The sequence below is a fragment of the Cellulomonas palmilytica genome (assembly GCF_021590045.1).
Taxonomy (GTDB): Bacteria; Actinomycetota; Actinomycetes; order Actinomycetales; family Cellulomonadaceae; genus Cellulomonas; species Cellulomonas palmilytica.
Map to the genome: position 1 here is coordinate 1311513 of NZ_CP062221.1, position 14389 is coordinate 1325901.

At 76.1% G+C, this 14389-nt stretch carries 15 protein-coding genes; 7 read left to right on the forward strand and 8 right to left on the reverse strand.

The window, feature by feature from the left end; genetic code table 11:
- Positions 1-4 precede the first annotated feature (4 nt).
- The 3 genes from F1D97_RS06170 (at position 5) to F1D97_RS06180 (ending at position 2620) form a co-directional block, all read left to right on the forward strand.
- Positions 5-760, forward strand: a complete 756-nt coding sequence (locus F1D97_RS06170; RefSeq protein WP_236122998.1) for a C40 family peptidase — start codon at positions 5-7, stop codon at positions 758-760.
- Positions 761-984: 224 nt separating this feature from the next.
- The gene (locus F1D97_RS06175) at positions 985-1494 is read left to right on the forward strand and encodes an HNH endonuclease (protein WP_094181890.1); all 510 of its coding nucleotides are present in this window, start codon (positions 985-987) and stop codon (positions 1492-1494) included.
- Positions 1495-1609: 115 nt separating this feature from the next.
- A complete protein-coding gene (locus F1D97_RS06180; protein WP_236122999.1) occupies positions 1610-2620 on the forward strand; it encodes a universal stress protein in 1011 nt (336 codons plus the stop codon).
- A 74-nt stretch (positions 2621-2694) separates the two neighbouring features.
- Here the strand turns inward: F1D97_RS06180 and F1D97_RS06185 are convergent, their stop codons facing one another.
- Positions 2695-3144: an Lrp/AsnC family transcriptional regulator gene (locus tag F1D97_RS06185; RefSeq protein ID WP_236123000.1), complete on the reverse strand. Its 450-nt coding sequence runs from the start codon at positions 3142-3144 to the stop codon at positions 2695-2697.
- 217 nt (positions 3145-3361) lie between these two features.
- On the opposite strand from F1D97_RS06185, the gene F1D97_RS06190 reads away from it, so the two are divergent.
- Positions 3362-4825: a hypothetical protein gene (locus tag F1D97_RS06190; protein WP_236123001.1), complete on the forward strand. Its 1464-nt coding sequence runs from the start codon at positions 3362-3364 to the stop codon at positions 4823-4825.
- 406 nt (positions 4826-5231) lie between these two features.
- On the opposite strand, the gene rocD is transcribed toward F1D97_RS06190, so the two are convergent.
- The 3 genes from rocD to F1D97_RS06205 all read right to left on the reverse strand — a co-directional run bounded on the left by rocD (position 5232) and on the right by F1D97_RS06205 (position 7902).
- Positions 5232-6455, reverse strand: a complete 1224-nt coding sequence (gene rocD / locus F1D97_RS06195; protein ID WP_236123002.1) for an ornithine--oxo-acid transaminase — start codon at positions 6453-6455, stop codon at positions 5232-5234.
- A 34-nt stretch (positions 6456-6489) separates the two neighbouring features.
- Positions 6490-7326 carry a dimethylargininase gene (gene ddaH, locus F1D97_RS06200; RefSeq protein WP_236123003.1) on the reverse strand — a complete coding sequence of 279 codons (837 nt, stop codon included), beginning with the start codon at positions 7324-7326 and terminating at the stop codon, positions 6490-6492.
- Positions 7327-7482: 156 nt separating this feature from the next.
- On the reverse strand, positions 7483-7902 hold the full coding sequence (locus F1D97_RS06205; protein ID WP_236123004.1) for an SRPBCC family protein: 420 nt from the start codon (positions 7900-7902) through the stop codon (positions 7483-7485).
- An 88-nt stretch (positions 7903-7990) separates the two neighbouring features.
- On the opposite strand from F1D97_RS06205, the gene F1D97_RS06210 reads away from it, so the two are divergent.
- Entirely contained in the window at positions 7991-8983 is a 993-nt protein-coding gene (locus tag F1D97_RS06210; protein ID WP_236123005.1) for an aldo/keto reductase, read from the forward strand.
- Positions 8984-9082: 99 nt separating this feature from the next.
- Here the strand turns inward: F1D97_RS06210 and F1D97_RS06215 are convergent, their stop codons facing one another.
- Both F1D97_RS06215 and F1D97_RS06220 read right to left on the reverse strand, forming a co-directional pair.
- Positions 9083-9874, reverse strand: coding sequence for a hypothetical protein (locus tag F1D97_RS06215; RefSeq protein ID WP_236123006.1), 792 nt, complete (start codon positions 9872-9874; stop codon positions 9083-9085).
- Between the two features lie 5 nt (positions 9875-9879).
- Entirely contained in the window at positions 9880-10383 is a 504-nt protein-coding gene (locus F1D97_RS06220) for an OsmC family protein (RefSeq protein ID WP_236123007.1), read from the reverse strand.
- A 119-nt stretch (positions 10384-10502) separates the two neighbouring features.
- On the opposite strand from F1D97_RS06220, the gene F1D97_RS06225 reads away from it, so the two are divergent.
- Together F1D97_RS06225 and F1D97_RS06230 are read left to right on the forward strand one after the other, a co-directional pair.
- Positions 10503-11030 (forward strand): septum formation family protein, encoded by a 528-nt coding sequence (locus tag F1D97_RS06225; RefSeq protein ID WP_236123008.1) that lies wholly within the window; start codon positions 10503-10505, stop codon positions 11028-11030.
- A 15-nt stretch (positions 11031-11045) separates the two neighbouring features.
- Positions 11046-11435: a DUF4280 domain-containing protein gene (locus F1D97_RS06230; RefSeq protein WP_236123009.1), complete on the forward strand. Its 390-nt coding sequence runs from the start codon at positions 11046-11048 to the stop codon at positions 11433-11435.
- A 115-nt stretch (positions 11436-11550) separates the two neighbouring features.
- Here the strand turns inward: F1D97_RS06230 and F1D97_RS06235 are convergent, their stop codons facing one another.
- Positions 11551-12021 (reverse strand): hypothetical protein, encoded by a 471-nt coding sequence (locus tag F1D97_RS06235; protein ID WP_236123010.1) that lies wholly within the window; start codon positions 12019-12021, stop codon positions 11551-11553.
- A gap of 374 nt (positions 12022-12395) precedes the next feature.
- Positions 12396-14330 (reverse strand): ATP-binding protein, encoded by a 1935-nt coding sequence (locus F1D97_RS06240; RefSeq protein WP_236123011.1) that lies wholly within the window; start codon positions 14328-14330, stop codon positions 12396-12398.
- Positions 14331-14389: the final 59 nt, after the last annotated feature.

Sequence of the window (14389 nt, forward strand, 5' to 3'; positions counted from 1 at the left end):
ACGCATGACGAATGCACGTCACCGGGCCGCACGCCGGCCCTCGACGCCGCTGACCGAGCTGGCCGCGGTCGCATCAGAGCAGATGGGTACCGTCGGTCGCCGTTCGGCCGTCGTCGCCGCCTCCGGCGGCCTCGTCGTCTCAATGCTCGGCGCGACCCCCGCTCTGGCCGCGACGTCGGACGACGCCTCCGTGGGCGCGCTCGCCGCCGTCGACACCGAGGCGCTCACCGCCTCCGCCCGCGCGCTGCTCGAGACCGAGGCCGTCGTCAGCGCCCCGGCCGACGCCGCGTGGACGATCGACGCCCCCGCGCTCAAGGTGTCGATCCCCAAGCCCAAGGCCCCGCCGGTCGTCGAGACCCGCACGGTCACGAAGTCGCCCTCGCGCTCGTCGCAGCGCGTCGCGAACAACCCGGTGCCGCAGAGCGTCTCGGGCAACGCGGTCCTCGAGATCGCCGCGCGCTACGTCGGCGTCCCGTACGTCTCGGGCGGCTCGAGCCCCAGCGGCTTCGACTGCTCGGGCTTCATCTCGTACGTGTACCGCCAGCTCGGCGTCTCGCTGCCCCGCACCTCGAGCGGCATGCGCTACGCGGGCACCGTGGTCTCGCGCGCCGACGCCAAGCCGGGCGACATCATCTGGAGCCCCGGCCACGTCGCGATCTACGCGGGCGGCAACCAGCAGATCGACGCGCCCCGCCCGGGCAAGACGATCCAGTTCCGCTCCATCTGGCAGAGCTCGCCGGTCTTCATCCGCATCGGCTGAGCTGCCCCGCACGTCACGAAGCCCCGGCGACACGAGCTGTCGCCGGGGCTTTGTCGTGTCCTCGCACCGTGAGGTGTGGTTAGTCTGATCGCGCACCGAAGCTCCTCGGACGGGCCAGCCAGGTCCGTCCCACCACGCAGGGAGGGCGCCGTGCCGCCGACAGTCGCCACATCAGGAGACGGACCAGGGGGCGCGCGGGCGCGCGTCCGGCGACGGGGGCGCCCGTGAGCGGCACGCTCGTCCTCAACGCCTCCTACGAGCCGCTGTGCGTGGTCCCCGTGCGGCGCGCGGTGCTCCTGCTCCTTTTGGAGAAGGCGGTCGTCGAGCGGCCGGGCGCGACCGTCCTGCACTCCGAGCGGCTCAGCGTCGTCGCCCCGTCGGTCGTGCGCCTGCAGCGCTACGTGCGCGTCCCGCACCGGTCGCACGTGCCGATCACGCGCCGTGCGGTCCTCGCACGCGACCACGAACGGTGCGCCTACTGCGCCGGACGTGCCGACACGGTCGACCACGTCGTGCCGCGCAGCCGCTCCGGTCCGCACGCGTGGGAGAACGTCGTCGCGGCGTGCGCGCGGTGCAACCACCGCAAGGCCGACCGCCTGCTGTCCGAGCTCGGCTGGGAGCTGCCCTTCACGCCGCGCGCGCCGCGCGGCCCGCTCGCGGGTCACACCGTGCACGTCCGGCAGCCCGACTGGGAGCCGTACCTGCTCGGCTGGGCGGACGCCTCGGTCGCCTGACGGCGGCGGGGACGGCACGTCACGCGGTCGGCGGGGGAGCGCCTCGCTCTTGAGGAACGCTTGGTGTTGACTTGAGGGAGGGCACCCGGGCAGCACCAGCGAAGGAGCAGGGCACATGACGCGCGACGACGTGATCCTCGTGGGGGTCGACGGGTCGACGGCGAGCCTCTACGCGCTCGACTGGGCCGTCGAGGAGGCGGTGCGCCGCGGCTGGCGCCTGCACCTCGTGTGCGCGTACGCGCTGCCGTCGTTCGCGGCTGCGTCCCTCGACGGCGGGTACGCCGCGCTCGACGACACCGCGATCCAGGAGGGTGCCGCCGCCGTCCTCGCCGAGGCCTCCGCACGCGTCGCCGACCGGGGCGTCCCGGTCACCGCGAAGGTCCACACCGGCGACGCCGCGGGCGTGCTCGTCGAGCTGTCGCGCGAGGCGCGGCTCGCGGTCGTCGGCACGCGCGGGCGCGGCGGGTTCGCCGACCGGCTGCTCGGCACCGTGTCGTCCGCGCTGCCCGCGCACGGGTACTGCCCGGTCGTCGTCGTGCCGCTGCGCGACGCGCAGGGCCACCAGCTGCCCGAGGACGCCGAGGTGCCGCCCGTCCCGCCCGTGCGCCGCATCGTCGTCGGCGTCGACGGCTCCCCGCAGGCCGAGCGCGCGCTGCGGTACGCGATCGACGAGGCCGGCGCGTGGGGTGCGCAGCTCACCGCGGTCTCGGGCGTGCCCGTGGGGTCCATGACCGGGCTGCTCGCGTGGCTGCCGTCCACGGTCGACCACGAGCAGGTGCTCGGGGACATGACCGAGGGGCTCAACGTCGTCGTCGACAAGGCCGTGGCCGGCACCGGCGTCGAGGTGCGGCGGTTCGCGCTCGACGGCACGGGCGCCGAGCTGCTCACCGAGTTCTCGACCGCGTGCGACCTCGTCGTGCTCGGGTCGCGCGGACGCGGCGGGTTCCGCGGGCTGCTGCTGGGGTCGACGAGCCAGGCCGTGCTGCACCACGCGTCGTGCCCCGTCATGGTCGTCGGGAGCCGCGCCGAGGACCTCGCCGACCAGGCCGCCGCCGCTGCCGAGGCCGCGCCCGACCCCGTCGAGCCCACGACCGACCCCACGGGCGAGCCCACGCCTGAGGCCTGACCGGAGCCGCCTGACCGGAGCCGCCTGACCGGAGCCGCCTGACCGTCGCCGGGCTTGCGGCGGGGCGACGAGCGCTACAGGGGCGTGACGTCCGGGCGGCGCACGAGCGCCGAGAGCACGACCGTCGACCGCGTGCGGGACACGAACGGCTCCGCCGCGAGCCGCTCCACCACCTGCTCCAGGTGCCGCATGTCACGCGCCCGGACCTGCACGACGAGGTCCACGTCGCCCGTCACCGTGCTCGCCGTCACCACCTCCGGGTACTGCTCGACCGCGGCGCGCATGGTCGCCGGGCTCGTCGAGCCCTGGCAGTAGATCTCCACGAACGCCTCGGTCTGCCACCCGAGCGCGGCCGGGTCGAGCCGGACCGTGAAGCCGCGGATCACGCCGTCGTCCCGCATGCGGTCCACGCGACGCTTGACCGCGGGCGCCGAGAGCGCGACCTGGGCGCCGATCTGGGCGTACGTCGCACGCGCGTCGGCCGCGAGGACGCGCAGGATCGCCGCGTCGAGGGGGTCGGTCATGCGCCCATGATCCCGCGGACGACGCCGTGCGTGACCAGGTGGCGACCCGGTGAGTCGGCGGTGAGTCGGCGGGTGGGTCGGCGGGTGGGTCGGCGGGCGGTCGGCGGGTGAATCGTCGGATGGTCCGGCGAGTGGTCCGGCGGGCGGCTTCAGTCGAGAGGCGGGCCTGCCGATGCCATTGCAGGATGTTTGCCACGAAAGCGACGGGAGGGACTGCGTGAACCAGCCGACGCCGACGACGGACGCGCCCGACGGCGCGAACGCCCAGGCGGCGGACCCGCGAGAGGTGGCTGCACCACAGCCCGCACGCGAGACCCCGCCGCCGAGCCCCACCGTCCCGACCCAGCGCCCCGCCCGCTCGGGCACGCCCGTGACCGCCGCCGACGCCGCGCACACGTCCTCGCACACGTCGTCGCACGCGTCCTCGCCCGCCGGCGGGTCGGCGCGGCCCGCCGGGGCCGTGCTGCCCCGGCAGCGCGCGCTCCCGACCGAGCCGGGCACCCCCTCGGGGGTCGAGACGCCCGTCCGGACCATCCCGACGCAGCGCGCGCAGCCCTCGTCGGGCGGCGCGCACGCCCTCGCGGGGATGCCCGCGGGCCTCGTCGCTTCGCCGACGACGCCCGCCCAGGACCCGCCGGCCGGGACCCCGTCCTCGACGCAGGCCGCGCTGCCGCCCGAGGTCGCGCGCCGCGCGCTGCGGGTCGCCGACGAGCTGCGCGCACCGCGGACGCTGCGGCCCGCGCACCGGCGTGCGCTGCGGGCGGTCGCCGTCGCGGGGATCGTCGCGCTCGCCGCGACCGCGACGGGCGGCTGGGTCGCGCAGGACCGCGCGCACCGGCAGGACGTCGCGCGAGCCGAGGCCCGCGCCCGCGTGGACGCGGTCACCGCCGCCGTCGAGGCGCAGGCGCCGTCGTCGTCGGGTGCCCGCGTCGAGGTCGCGACGTGGACGGGCGCGCGCTCGTCGGAGGTCGCCGCGCTCACCACCGCCGTCGAGGCCGCGGCCGCCGCGCTCGCGGCGACGACGCACGCGCCCGCCGACGCGCGCACCGCGCTGCAGCGCGCCATCGACACCGCCCGCACGACGGCGGCCGACGACGCGGCGAGCCTGCACGAGCTGCGCACGGCCCGCGCCGGGCTCGTCGGACCGCAGAAGACCGCCCAGGACGGCGAGAAGGCGTGGCAGAAGGCCGAGGAGGAGCGCAAGGCCGCCGAGGCCGCGGCCGCCGCCGAGCGGGCGCGTCAGCGCGTCGCCGCACCGCCACGCTCGACCACGACGAGGCCTCGCACCGGCGGCTCGACGCCCGTGCAGCGCGGGATCCCCGCGGGCGGGCTGGTCTGCTCGGGCACGGGCGGCTCCGGGGCACGTGAGGCCAGCGCGTCGACGCTGGGCGCCGCGATCAACTCCTACCGCGCGTCGCTCGGCCTGCCGAAGCTCTCGGTCTCCCGGTCCGGCTCGCTCACCTCGCACGCGCTCGACATGGGCACGCGCGGCGGCATCTGGCACTCGGGCGGCGACAACATCGTCGGCTGCGTGGGGACGAGCACCGCGTCGTACCTGGTCCAGGCGTGGGCTCGCTCCGCGAGCCACGACAAGCAGATGCGCCGTACGGACGTCTCGACGATGTACGTCGGCGCGGCGACCCAGAGCGGCTGGCTGTTCGGCGCGGTCCTCTTCCGCTGACCCGCCCCCGTCCCCGCCCCGCCCCGCGGCCCCGCCCCGCGACCCCAACCCGCGACCCCGCGCTTGCTCCGGCTCCGACCGCCGGAACCCGGAGCAACCGCGGGGTCGGCCGTGCCCGACCCGCCGAGACCGTCGTTGCTCCGGCTCCGGGGCGCGGGAGCCGGAGCTACGACGGTGTGGGGGCGGGACGGCCGGGGTGGGTCAGGACCGACCCCGCCACGGCTCCGGGAGTGGAGGGGAGTCACCGGAGGGATGACGGGGTCGGCGGCTGGGTCGGGCCGGGAGGCCCGGGGCGAGGTCGTCGTGCGGCGGGGTGGCCGGCGCGGCGGGGTCGTGGGCGGGGCGGTCGGGTCAGGTCAGACGGGTCAGACGGGTCCGCGGGGTCAGGGGGTCACGTCAGGGGGGGTCACGTCAGGGTGCGCAGGGCCGTGGCGGTGCGCGTGAGGGCCTCGGTGAGGTCCGCGGGGCTGATGGTCAGCGGCGGCGCCAGACGCAGCGTGCGGCCGTGCGTGTCCTTGGCCAGCACGCCCGCACCCAGCATCGCCTCGCACGCGGCCCGGCCGGTGCCGTGCGGCACGTCCAGACCGGCCCACAGCCCGAGGCGCCGGTAGCCGGTGAGCAGCCCCTGCGCGGTCATGGCGTCGAGCGCGGCGCCCAGCTCGAGCCCGCGGGCGCTCGCCGCGGCCTGCACGTCGCCGGGCGTCAGCAGGTCGATCACGGCGAGCGCGACCGCGCACGCGAGCGGGTTGCCGCCGAACGTCGAGCCGTGCGTGCCGGGGGTCAGCACGCCGAGCACGTCGGACCGCCCGACGACGGCCGACACGGGGAGGATCCCGCCGCCGAGCGCCTTGCCGAGCGTCACGAGGTCGGGCCGCACGCCCCACGTCTCGCACGCGAGCGTGCGACCGGTGCGGCCGAGCCCGGACTGGATCTCGTCGGCGACGAGCAGCACGCCGGCCTCGTCGCACGCGGCGCGCACGGCGGGCAGGTACCCGTCGGGCGGCACGACGACCCCGTGCTCGCCCTGCACGGGCTCGAGCAGCACGGCGACGACGGTCTCGTCGAGCGCGTCCCGCAGCGCGGCGGCGTCGCCGAACGGCACGGTCCGGAAGCCGGGGGTGAAGGGTCCGAAGCCGGTGCGGGCGTCGGGGTCGTCGGAGAACGACACGATCGTCGTCGTGCGGCCGTGGAAGTTCCCGGCGGCGACGACGATCGTCGCGCGGTCCGGCGCGATGCCGCGCGTCTCGTAGCCCCACTTGCGCGCGGCCTTGACGGCGGTCTCGACGGCCTCGGCGCCGGTGTTCATGGGCAGGACGAGCGGGTCGCCGCCCAGCGGACCGGGTGCCAGCAGGGGCCCGACGAGCGCGGCGAGCGCGTCCGCGAACCGCGGCAGCAGGTCGTGGTCGAACGCGCGGCTCGTGAGCGTGAGCCGGTCGAGCTGCGCGTGCGCGGCGGCGACGAGCGCGGGGTGCCGGTGGCCGAAGTTGAGCGCGGAGTAGCCCGCGAGCAGGTCGAGGTACCGGTGACCCTCGTCGTCGGTCACCCACGCACCCTCGCCCGAGACCAGCGTGACGGGCAGGGGCGCGTAGTTGCGCGCGAGCCGGCTGACGGACGTGGTCGTGGCGGTCATCGCGCTCTCCTTCGTCGGTCCCGTGAGCCGTCGCTCAGGCGCGGATCTCGAGGGTGCAGCACTTGGCCCCGCCGCCGCCCTTGAGCAGCTCGCTCGTGTCGACGGGGATCGGGGTGTAGCCGCGCTCGCGCAGCGCGGCGGCCAGGTCGCGCGCCCCGGGGGCGACGACCACGTTCTCGCCGTCGGACACGGCGTTGAGGCCGAGCGCGGCGGCGTCGGACGCGGTCGCGTGGATCGCGTCGGGGAACAGCTGGTCGAGCACCGCGCGGCTGCCCGCGGAGAACGCGGGCGGGTAGTACGCGACCTGCGGGGACGCGGGGTCCGACGAGATCACGGCGAGCGCGGTGTCGAGGTGGTAGTAGTGCGGGTCGACGAGCTCGAGGCTGATGACCGGGCGGCCGAACAGCTCCTGCGCCTCGGCGTGCGCGGCGCGGTCGGTGCGGAACCCGGTGCCGGCGAGGACCAGGTCGCCGACGACGAGGATGTCGCCCTCGCCCTCGTTGATCTGCGCGGCGGTGTGCGTGACGTAGCCGCGGTCCGCGAACCACTTCTGGTAGGCGGGGCCCTCGGGCTGGCGCTCGGGGTACCGGAACTTCGCGGAGTACACGACGCCGCCGACGACGGTCGCGCCGTTCGCCGCGTAGACCATGTCCGGCAGGCCGGGCAGGGGGTCGATGAGCTCGACCGTGTGCCCGAGGTCGAGGTACGTGTCCCGCAGCGTGCGCCACTGCCGCAGCGCGAGCTCCACGTCGGTGTACCGGGTCTTGTCCATCCACGGGTTGATCTCGTAGGAGACCGTGTAGTGCACGGGCTCGCACATCAGGTAGTGGCGGTCGGTACGGCCGGGGGCTCGTCGGGCGGTGGCGGTCATGGTGCTCCCTGGCTCGGGGACGGGGGTGCGCGGCGCGTGAGGCCGTGGTCGCTTCGAGCGTAGAGGCGCGCGGCCGCGCAACCGATGAACGGCGCTTGCGCATCGGGGCACGATCCGTTGCGTCCGACGAGCCCGGATGAACGATCTGTTGCGCGCCTACGCGCGGGCCGGGGTGCCTGCGCGTAGCTCGCGGCGCACCGCGCGCAGGGCGAGCGCAGCCGTCCCCGCGAGCACGGGTCGCAGCGCCGCGCGCGTGAGCGCCCGCGGCAGCGGACCGGCGAGGTGGACGTCCTCGAGCCACAGCACGTGCGACTCGTCGCCGTCGGCACGCACCGCGATCAGCGCACGCCCCAGCAGCAACGGTCCGCGCTTGGCGAACACCGCGACCCCCGCGCGGTCCCCGTCCGGCGGGTCGAGGCGCGTGATCGTCATGCGGTCCACCAGCACCCGTGCGGTCCTCGCCTCGACGCGCCCACCGACCGCGGGCGGGCCGTCGGTGGACACCGTCGTCCACGGGATCCACCGCGCGTGGTGGCGCGCGTCGACCAGCAGGTCCCACGCCTGGTCGGAGGTCACGGGGAGCGTCAGGGACGCACGGGCTGCAGACGTGGCCGGCCCCCTGTCCGGTTCGGAGAACGTGCTGCGGCGACGTTAACCTCCAGGCATGGAGACGCGCGCGCTGGGGCGGACGGGACGACAGGTCGGGGTCGTGGGGCTGGGCTGCTGGCAGCTCGGTGCGGACTGGGGCGAGGTCGACCAGGACACCGCGCTCGAGGTCCTCGCCGCCGCGGTCGACGCGGGCGTCACGTTCCTCGACACCGCGGACGTCTACGGCGACGGCCGCTCCGAGCGGCTGGTGGGCGAGTTCGTCGCGTCGCGCGGCGGGGCCGCCTCCGGGCTGACGGTCGCGACGAAGATGGGCCGCCGGGCGAACCCGCACGTGGCCGACGCGTACAGCCTGGACGCGTTCCGTGCGTGGAACGACCGCTCGCGCGAGAACCTCGGCGTCGACACGCTCGACCTGGTCCAGCTGCACTGCCCGCCCACCGAGGTCTACTCGCGCGAGGCCACGTGGGACGCGCTCGACACGCTCGTCGACGAGGGCCGGATCGCCGCGTACGGCGTCTCCGTCGAGACCGTCGACGAGGCGCTCACCGCGATCGCCCGCCCGCACGTCGCCTCGGTGCAGATCATCCTCAACGCGTTCCGACGCAAGCCCCTGGAGCGCGTGCTGCCCGCCGCGGCCGAGGCCGGTGTCGGGATCATCGCGCGCGTGCCTCTCGCGTCCGGCCTGCTGTCGGGCCGGTACGACGCGACGACGACGTTCGCCGAGAACGACCACCGCAGCTTCAACCGCCACGGCGAGGCGTTCGACGTCGGCGAGACGTTCTCCGGCGTGCCGTACGACGTCGGCGTCGAGGCCGCGCGCGAGGTCGCGGCGCTCACGCCCGACGGCGCGACGACCGCGCAGCTCGCGCTGCGCTGGATCATCGACCAGCCGGGGGTCTCCGTGGTGATCCCCGGCGCGCGCAACCCCGAGCAGGCGCGCGGCAACGCGGGCGCAGCGGGGCTCGCGCCGCTCACGCCGGAGCTGCAGGAGCGATTCGCCGCGATCTACGACGAGCGCATCCGCGCGCACGTGCACGACCGCTGGTGACCCGGACGCCGGACACCGCACACCCCTGGTGACGGTCCGCGCCGCCCGCTGACCCGCCGCACCGCGGGCCGGGCGGCGCCCCGGGGTGGTCGCCGTGGGTCAGCGGCGGCCGAGACGCGGCAGCCCGCGACGGCGCGGCGGCGGTCCGGCGGGCAGCGCGGGAGCGTCCGACGAGACCGGCGCATCCGACGAGACCGGCGAGCCCGCCGTGAGCTCGTCGCGCACCGGCTGTGCGGGGAGCTCGATCGGGTCGCGGAACGTGGCCGGAGCGGGGCCGAACGTCTTGCGCGTGCCCGCGATGACCTCGCGGCCCAGCGCGCGACCGCCCGTCGCCCCGACGACGACGCCGATCCCGTAGGGCAGCAGGCGACCGAAGAACAGCCCCGACTGCTTGGCGAGCTGCTTGCGCAGCAGGCGCCGCGTGAGGGTCGTGTTGACCTTCTTCACGGTCGCGACGGGCATGCGCGTCAGGAGCAGCCGCGCGACGTTCGTCGCGCCGATGCCTGTGACGTCCGTGAGCGCCTTCGCGCCGGACTCGCCGAGCAGCGCGGTCAGCAGGAGCGCGCGGCGCCGGTCGACGTCCTCGACCTCGATGCCGTGCACGGACGCGACCGCGAGCACGTACGCGGCGGACGCGCTGAAGAACGTCGCGACGTCGCTCGCGGTCAGGACGAGCGCGACCCCGGTGCCCACCGCGGGAGCCGCGGCGGCCGCACCGACGGCGCCGCCCGCGCTCGCGACGACGACGAGGAACTCCTTCTCGAGCAGCCGCACGAGCTGCTCGGGCGTCGCCTCGGGGTTGCGCCGTCGCAGGCTCGCGACGTGCTGGTGCACGGCGCTGGACGGCACCTGGACGGCGCGGGCGATGGCCTCCTCGACGATGCGGGGCACGGCGCTCAGCGCTCCCCGACGACGGTTAGGTCGACGGTCGCGCCCGCCTGGAGCGTGCGGCCCACGGTGCAGTGCTGGTCGATCGCGCGGTGCACGACCGTCAGCAGGCGCTCGCGCGCCGCCGGGTCGAGGGAGGACAGGTCGACCACGAGCCGCTCGGTGAGCGCCGGGTAGCGGTCCTCGGCCTCGTCGGCGAGACCCTCGACCTCGATCGTCACGGGCACGTCGTCGCCCAGGCGTCGCGCGAGCGCGGCGTCCGACGAGAGGCCCGAGCAGCCCGCGAGCGCGATCTTCATGAGCTCGCCGGGCGTGAACGCACCCTCGTAGGCGATGTCCCCGATCTCGACGCTCGCGCCGCGCGAGCTGCGTCCCACGTACCGGCGCGTGCCCGTGCGCTCGACCCACAGGCGGGTGCCGCCCGCGTTGGCGGGTTCGCGGGAGGGGATCGGCGCGGGGACGTGCGCGGGGGAGGCAGCGACTGCGTCGGGGGCCGGCGTCTGGCTCGTCATGCGCCGATCCTCGCACGGGGCGCGGCGCTGCGCGGCGGGTGCGATTGCGCAACGACTACGGATGGCGGGCTCGTCGGCGCTCGTTAGGCTCGCGGCGGTTCGTCCGGTCCGGGGGAGCCGTGAGGGGGTCGCCGGTGCACGTCGGGGTGCGGGTCGTCAGGCCCGTCGGGCTCGTCAGGGCGCGGTCGGCGCTGCGTGCCGGGGCTGCCGCGGCGCTCGTCGTCGCCGTCTGCGCGGGGTGCTCGCTGCTCGACCGCGACGAGGAGGTCGACCAGGTCTCGGTGTTCGACGTCGCCGTGGGGGACTGCTTCCGCGCGCCGGAGGACATCGAGCAGGAGCTGACCGAGCTGTCCCGCGTCGACTGCGCCGAGCCGCACGAGCAGGAGCTGTACGCGCTCGCGGTGTACGACGACGAGGGGGCGACCGACTTCCCGGGGGCGGAGGCCCTCAAGGCCTTCGCGGACGGGCGCTGCGCGCAGGAGTTCGAGGACTACGTCGGCGTGGACTACCGCGACTCGACGCTGTTCTTCACGTACCTGGTGCCGTCGCCGCGCAGCTGGGACCGGGACGCGGACCGCACGACGCTGTGCTTCATCACGACGACGGGCGAGCAGCTCACGGCGTCCGTGGCCGGGAGCGAGTGGTGAACCGGTGGTGACCCGATGAGCAGACCGGCGGTCGCGGCGACGGCCATGATGATGTGCAGCTTCGGGGCGGCGCCCGCGTCGCTGATCGTGCTGCCGACGTCGCGCGTGCTCGTCGAGGGCAAGCCCGCGGCGACGATCGTCGACGCGACCCCGCTGGTGAACATCCCGACGTTCGGCATGTGCACGTCGCTCGCGAACCCGACGGTCGCGGCGGCGACCGCGTCCGCGCTCGGGGTCCTCACGCCCATGCCGTGCGTGCCCGCGACGACCCCGTGGGTCAACGGCGCGACGACCACGGTGATCGGCGGCCAGCCCGCCCTGGTGCTCGGCGCCCAGTGCCAGTGCGCGTGGGGCGGCGTGATCCAGGTCCTCAACCCGAGCAGCACCCGCACGCTCGAGTCCTGACCCGCCCCCGCCGAGTGCGCACGTTCGTGTGCGAGTGCGGTCGTCGAGCGTGCGCGCTCGGCGCGGGACGTGCGCGCTCGACGGGCTGGGGCGGGCCGGTCCGGTGGGCAGGGAGTCAGCGGGGTGGGGGGTTGTGGGTCTTGGGCAGGGGGATGCCCAGGATCGTGCGTTCCGGGACCGCGAGACGGTCCAGGTCCTCCGGCACCTCGGGGAACGCATCCGGGGCCGGGCCGGCCCACACGCGCCACAGGACGCCGTGGCGGTCGTCGCCGTCACGCGGGACCTCGTGCACCTCGGGGTGGACGCAGCCGTGCACGACTCCCACGGCGTGCCCGCCTGGGAGCCGGGCGGTCAGCTCGGCCGTGCGGTCGGGCGGGACGAAGCCGACGATCATGTTCCGCCACACGACGACGAGCGCGCCCTCGCGCCCCTCCTCGAGCTCGAGCTCCGCGGGCACCGGGACGCCGCCGACCTTGTCCGCGCCCAGGACCTGCACGATCGCGCGCTGCAGCGCGGGCGCCTCGGCGACGTGGAATCCGTCGTCGACCTCGATCGGCACGCGTTCCTGACGACCCCAGAACCTCACACCCCCACCCTCCCACGGCCCACCCCACCCCCCGCGCCCCACCCCCGCCGAGCGCGCCCCCTCTGCACCCACTGCGCACGCTCGACGTGCGCACTCGTGGACCGACGTGCGCAGTCGCGCGTCGGCGCGGATGGGGGTGCGTGGGGGCGGGCACGGACCGGGCCGGGCCGGGCGCGCGAGGCGGGGAGATCGGGTCGGGTTCGGTCCGGGAGGTTCGCTCGCGCCCATCTGGCGAGTGCCGACGTTGCGCGGCGACTGCGCACGGTTGGCGTGCGCAGTCGGGTGTAAACGTGCGCGCTCGGCGGGGTGGGGGCGCGGGGGAGGGGGTGGGTGGGCGCGGCGGTCGCTGGGGGTCAGGGGTGGATGGGGCGGGGTCAGGGGTGGGTGGGCCAGTCGGGGTGGGAGATGCGGCGGCCGAGCTTTGCCGCCTCGCGGGTGGCGGCGAGGCGGACGTCGCGCATGCCGACGGGGCGGTGCTCGGCGACCGCGTCGTAGGCGGCGGCGAGGACGATGTTGCGGATGTCGCCGCCCGCGAGCTCGAGGGCGCGGGCGAGGAGCTCCACGTCGACGGGGTCGGCGGGGTCCGTCGTGGGCAGCTGGGCGAGGTGGTGCTTCCACAGGTGGGCGCGCGTGGTCTCGTCGGGGTCGGGGAAGTGGACCGTGAAGTGCAGGCGGCGGGCGAACGCGGGGTCGAGGTTGCCGCGCAGGTTGGTCGCGAGGATGGTCACGGCCTCGGACGCCTCCATGCGTTGCAGCAGGTAGGAGACCTCCTGGTTGGCGTACCGGTCGCGCGCGTCGGTGACGGCGGAGCGCGCGCCGAACAGCGCGTCGGCCTCGTCGAAGAACAGCACCGCACCGAGGGACTCGGCGTGCGCGAAGACGCGTTCGAGGTTCTTCTCGGTCTCGCCGATGTACTTGTCGACGACGGCGGCGAGGTCCACCTCGTACAGGTCGGCGCCCAGGGAGTCGGCGACGACGTGGGCGGCGAGCGTCTTGCCGGTGCCGGGGCTGCCGGAGAACAGCGCCGTGATGCCGGTGCCCTTGCCGCCCTTGCCGTGCAGGTCGCCGAGCGCGAGCACGTCGTCGCGGTCCCGTACCCAGGCGACGAGGCGCTCGACCTCGCGGCGGGTGCGCGGGGGCAGGACGAGGTCGTCGAGCGACGCGCCCGAGCCGGTGGACGTGCGGGACACGGTGCTCGTGGACAGGCGGCGGGCGGCCGCCAGCAGCGTGGCCGGCTCGGGCGCGGGGTCCCCGGCGAGCTCGGCGTCGGCGAGCGCACGCCGGGCGACGGCGTCGATCTGCTCGGGTGCGAGGCGCAGCGCGAGGACGTCGCGGGTCGCGACGCCGTCGCCGAGCACGTGGTCCCAGTGCTCGGCGCGGGCGGCGGTGGTGAGCCGGGTCGCGGTGACGGCGGCGGGGAGGGTCGCGGCCCAGCGCGCGTCCCACGCGGTGCGGCCGACGGCGACGACGGGCATGACGGCGCGGTCGAGCTCGACGACGTGCGGTCCGGCGACGTGCGCACCGGCGACGACGAGCACGGACCCGGTCATGCCCGCCTCGAGCGCGAGGTCGCGCAGCGTGCGGCGCACGAGGTCGGCGTCGAGGGGCGCGTCGGGGGCCGTCGGGAGGCGTTCGAGGTCGGCGACGAGCACGGCGACGTCGAGCGTGCGGCACGCTCCGACGGCCTCGGCGGTGCCCGCGGTGCCGAGCGGGGCGTGCACCCACACGAGGGGTTCCCCCGCCCGCAGGGCCGCGGCGACGGCGGCCGCGGCGGGGCTGTCGCACGGGACGGGGGCGACGAGGAGCCGGGCGAGGTGCTCGGGCGGATGCACCGCGCCGACGAGCCGCGCGGCGACCCGGGGTGGCAGGCGCAGGGTGCGGGCGGGCAGCGGGTCGTCGCCGGCGAGCTCGAGCAGGCCCGTGCGGCACAGCGGGCCTGCGGGGTCGACGAGGGCACGCGCCGCGACCGAGCCGAGATGCGCACCGGTGAGCTCGAGCGCGAGCGCGACGGTGGGCCGTCCCGCGCCGGCGGCGCCGGACAGCAGCCCGGCGAGCAGGTGGCCGGACGGGTGGACCTCGGCGAGCTGGGCGACCGCGAGGGCCCCGGCGGCGGCGTCGTCGAGGCCGAACAGGCCGACCACCTCGTCGAGCGCCGCGTCGGCCCCCGCGAGGGCGTGCGCGTCGCCGGTGATCACGTCGAGCGCGGAGCGCAGCAGCGCGGCCGTCTCGGGTGGCACGAGCGCCTCGCGGCGCGCGACGGCGGGGCCGAGCGCGTCCCGCACGCGCGCCGCCGCCGTCGTCGTCGTCATGGCTCGCCCCCTCGCTCCCCGATGAGCGCGATCTTGCCCGCCCCGTCGGCCCAGCGGAA

Coding starts and splice junctions, on each gene's coding strand:
- F1D97_RS06170 (WP_236122998.1), top strand. CDS start 5: ATGACGAATGCACGTCACCGGGCCGCACGCCGGCCCTCGACGCCGCTG.
- F1D97_RS06180 (WP_236122999.1), top strand. CDS start 1,610: ATGACGCGCGACGACGTGATCCTCGTGGGGGTCGACGGGTCGACGGCG.
- F1D97_RS06185 (WP_236123000.1), bottom strand. CDS start 3,144: ATGACCGACCCCCTCGACGCGGCGATCCTGCGCGTCCTCGCGGCCGAC.
- rocD (WP_236123002.1), bottom strand. CDS start 6,455: ATGACCGCCACGACCACGTCCGTCAGCCGGCTCGCGCGCAACTACGCG.
- ddaH (WP_236123003.1), bottom strand. CDS start 7,326: ATGACCGCCACCGCCCGACGAGCCCCCGGCCGTACCGACCGCCACTAC.
- F1D97_RS06210 (WP_236123005.1), top strand. CDS start 7,991: ATGGAGACGCGCGCGCTGGGGCGGACGGGACGACAGGTCGGGGTCGTG.
- F1D97_RS06220 (WP_236123007.1), bottom strand. CDS start 10,383: ATGACGAGCCAGACGCCGGCCCCCGACGCAGTCGCTGCCTCCCCCGCG.
- F1D97_RS06230 (WP_236123009.1), top strand. CDS start 11,046: ATGAGCAGACCGGCGGTCGCGGCGACGGCCATGATGATGTGCAGCTTC.
- F1D97_RS06240 (WP_236123011.1), bottom strand. CDS start 14,330: ATGACGACGACGACGGCGGCGGCGCGCGTGCGGGACGCGCTCGGCCCC.